The sequence below is a fragment of the Actinoplanes sp. NPDC048791 genome (genome assembly GCF_040650095.1).
Taxonomy (GTDB): domain Bacteria; phylum Actinomycetota; class Actinomycetes; order Mycobacteriales; family Micromonosporaceae; genus Actinoplanes.
Genome location: NZ_JBEZGQ010001142.1, coordinates 1 through 2,473, shown reverse-complemented (window position 1 = coordinate 2,473; position 2,473 = coordinate 1). Strand labels below are relative to the sequence as shown.

The 2,473-nt window shown below is 71.0% G+C and carries 4 protein-coding genes, 1 tRNA gene and 1 pseudogene; 1 reads left to right on the top strand and 5 read right to left on the bottom strand.

Annotated elements, in window-relative coordinates; translation table 11 throughout:
* Positions 1-35: 35 nt before the first annotated feature.
* Positions 36-125 (bottom strand) — tRNA-Ser (locus AB0C29_RS43410).
* A gap of 108 nt (positions 126-233) precedes the next feature.
* On the opposite strand from AB0C29_RS43410, the gene deoD reads away from it, so the two are divergent.
* The gene (gene deoD / locus AB0C29_RS43405; protein ID WP_360546249.1) at positions 234-941 is read left to right on the top strand and encodes a purine-nucleoside phosphorylase; all 708 of its coding nucleotides are present in this window, start codon (positions 234-236) and stop codon (positions 939-941) included.
* A 15-nt stretch (positions 942-956) separates the two neighbouring features.
* Here deoD and AB0C29_RS43400 read toward each other — a convergent pair whose 3' ends face one another.
* From AB0C29_RS43400 to AB0C29_RS43385, 4 genes and pseudogenes are all read right to left on the bottom strand, one after another.
* A complete protein-coding gene (locus AB0C29_RS43400; protein WP_360833498.1) occupies positions 957-1,403 on the bottom strand; it encodes a nucleoside deaminase in 447 nt (148 codons plus the stop codon).
* Complete coding sequence (locus AB0C29_RS43395; protein ID WP_360833496.1) at positions 1,403-1,924, bottom strand: tRNA adenosine deaminase-associated protein; 522 nt, start codon at positions 1,922-1,924, stop codon at positions 1,403-1,405. Before AB0C29_RS43395 ends, AB0C29_RS43400 begins: the two co-directional genes overlap by 1 nt.
* A gap of 89 nt (positions 1,925-2,013) precedes the next feature.
* Positions 2,014-2,217 carry a hypothetical protein gene (locus tag AB0C29_RS43390; protein ID WP_212987928.1) on the bottom strand — a complete coding sequence of 68 codons (204 nt, stop codon included), beginning with the start codon at positions 2,215-2,217 and terminating at the stop codon, positions 2,014-2,016.
* Between the two features lie 67 nt (positions 2,218-2,284).
* A pseudogene (locus AB0C29_RS43385) lies at positions 2,285-2,473 on the bottom strand (hypothetical protein); the annotation flags it as partial.

Below are 2,473 nucleotides of genomic sequence, written 5' to 3'. Positions count from 1 at the left end.
CTCACGCGGAGTCACCGGGCGTCTGCCCTGCTTGCTGGCGGTGGTGAAGGGATTTGAACCCTTGGAGGGCTTGCACCCTCACACGCTTTCGAGGCGTGCTCCTTAGGCCGCTCGGACACACCACCGCGCAGTAGATTACCGGATGGCTCACCGGGTCCGCCGCCGGGTTACCCACCCGGGCAAAGCGCGAGGTCGTGGCACCTCGGCCGCACCCGCCTGGCAGGATCTCGACCATGAGTGTGCACATCGGCGCGCAGCCGGGCGACATCGCCGAGCGGGTCCTCCTACCGGGTGACCCCATGCGGGCGAAGTGGATCGCCGAGACGTTCCTGACCGATCCCGTCTGTTACACGCAGGTGCGGGGCATGCTGGGCTTCACCGGCACCTGGCAGGGCGTGCGGGTCTCCGTCCAGGGGTCCGGCATGGGCATGCCGTCGGCCTCGATCTACACCCACGAGCTGATCAACGAGTACGGCGCCAGGTCGCTGATCCGGATCGGGTCGTGCGGGGCGCTGGCCATGGACCTGAACCTCGGTGACGTCATCGCCGCGATCGGGTCCGCCACCGACTCGAACATGAACCGGGTGCGGTTCGACGGGCTGGTCGACTACGCGCCCGTGGCGGACTTCTCGCTGCTGCGTACCGCGGCCGATGTCGCCGACCGGCGCGGCGTCGCGCTGCGGGTCGGCCCGATCCTGGCCGCGGATGCCTTCTACACCGACCGGCCGGACCTGTACGACACCCTGGCCGACTACGGCGTGCTCGCCGTCGAGATGGAGTCGGCGGCCATCTACACGATCGCGGCCCGGTACGGCGCCAAGGCGCTGACCATCCTGACCGTCAGCGACCACATCAAGCGCGGCGACAAGATGGATTCCGCCCAGCGTGAGCAGGGCTTCTCCGACATGGTGCAGATCGGCCTGGACACCGCCATCGCCTGAGACCGGGAGAAAAGCCTAGGACCGGAAGAAGTCCCGGAGCAGCGTGGCGCATTCGTCCTCCAGGATGCCCGCGTAGACCTCGGGCCGGTGGGTCAGCCTGCGGTCCCGGACCACGTCCCAGAGCGAGCCCACCGCGCCCGTCTTCGGCTCCCAGGCGCCGAAGACGAGCCGGGACACCCGGGCCAGCACCAGCGCCCCGGCGCACATCGTGCACGGCTCCAGGGTCACCACGAGGGTGCAGCCGGTCAGCCGCCAGCTGCCGGTCAGCACGGCGGCCCGCCGCAACGCGATGATCTCCGCGTGCGCGGTCGGGTCGCCGGTCAGCTCGCGTTCGTTGCCGGCCGCGGCCAGCTCGACGCCGTCCGGGTCGTAGACGACCGCACCCACCGGCACGTCCTCCGCCGAGGCGGACGCGACGGACAGCGCCCGTCGCATCCAGGTCTCGTGCTGCGGGCGGAGCATCAGACCTCGCGCAGCTCTTCCAGCTCGTCGCCGCAGCCGAGCTGCTGGCAGATCTCCGCGGTCACGTCGGCCGGGAGCATGCCTTCGAGCCCGCACAGCGTGAGCAGCCGGTGCGAGCTGACTCCCAGGTCGGCGAGCAGCTCGACGTCGCCCACCGGGTCGGCGTCGGGGTCGGCGGCCGGCCGGTCGTCCTCGTCGTCGTCATCGGCGCTTGGTGCGGCCAGGTCGTCGAGCTCCAGCGCCGGTGTCTCGACGTCGGCGAGCAGCAGAGCCCCGAGCCGCGACTCGTCGGCGAACGCCGAGTCGGAGCAGAACACCCGGACGTCCTCGCCCTCGTCCAGGCGCAGGATCACCAGATACTGGTCGTCGGCCTCGGCGAACAACAGCGACAACTCGGCGTCCGGCTCGGCGTCACGCAGCCGGTCCACCACCTCGTCGAGGTCGGCGACGCCGGTGAGCTGGAGCTCGGTGGCCGTCCAGCCGTTCTTGCCCCGGGCGACGGCGGCAGCGAAAGTCGACACGAATCCCCCCACGAAACCTGCGGTCCTCAGCGCCTGACGGTAGCCGGTGGTGCGCCGCTGATGCCGCGCCACGCCCCGAAGGGAGTAGCTCAGTTGGCGTGGCGGCGGCGATTCGCGATCAGTTCGCGGAGCCGGGCGCCGCGCAGGCGTTGCGGCTGGCTGTGCTCGCGGGCGGACTTGGCATCGGCCAGTGCGGCCAGAAGCTCCAGTCGGCGACGGCGACGATCGGGGTCGAGCCGTTGCGGTACGTGGGCCATGAGGCCGAGCGTGCCCAGCCGCGCGACGTTCGTCAAGGCCGAGTGCGCTGCGCCACCACAGGGGCACGGTTCGTCGATGACAAGGGGGTGCAGAGCTGGACAATCACCACAGCGGCCAGTCGTTCGTGGAGATCCACCGGGCTGCCACGAAACCTCCGGCGATCGACAGGCCGATGCCCGCCGCGAGGCCCACGCCGGTGGCCACGCCGCGGTCGCCCAGCACCGCCAGCACGATGGCGACCGCCCAGGCCGAGACGGCGGCGGTGAGCGTCCACCACGCATAGCCGGCCAG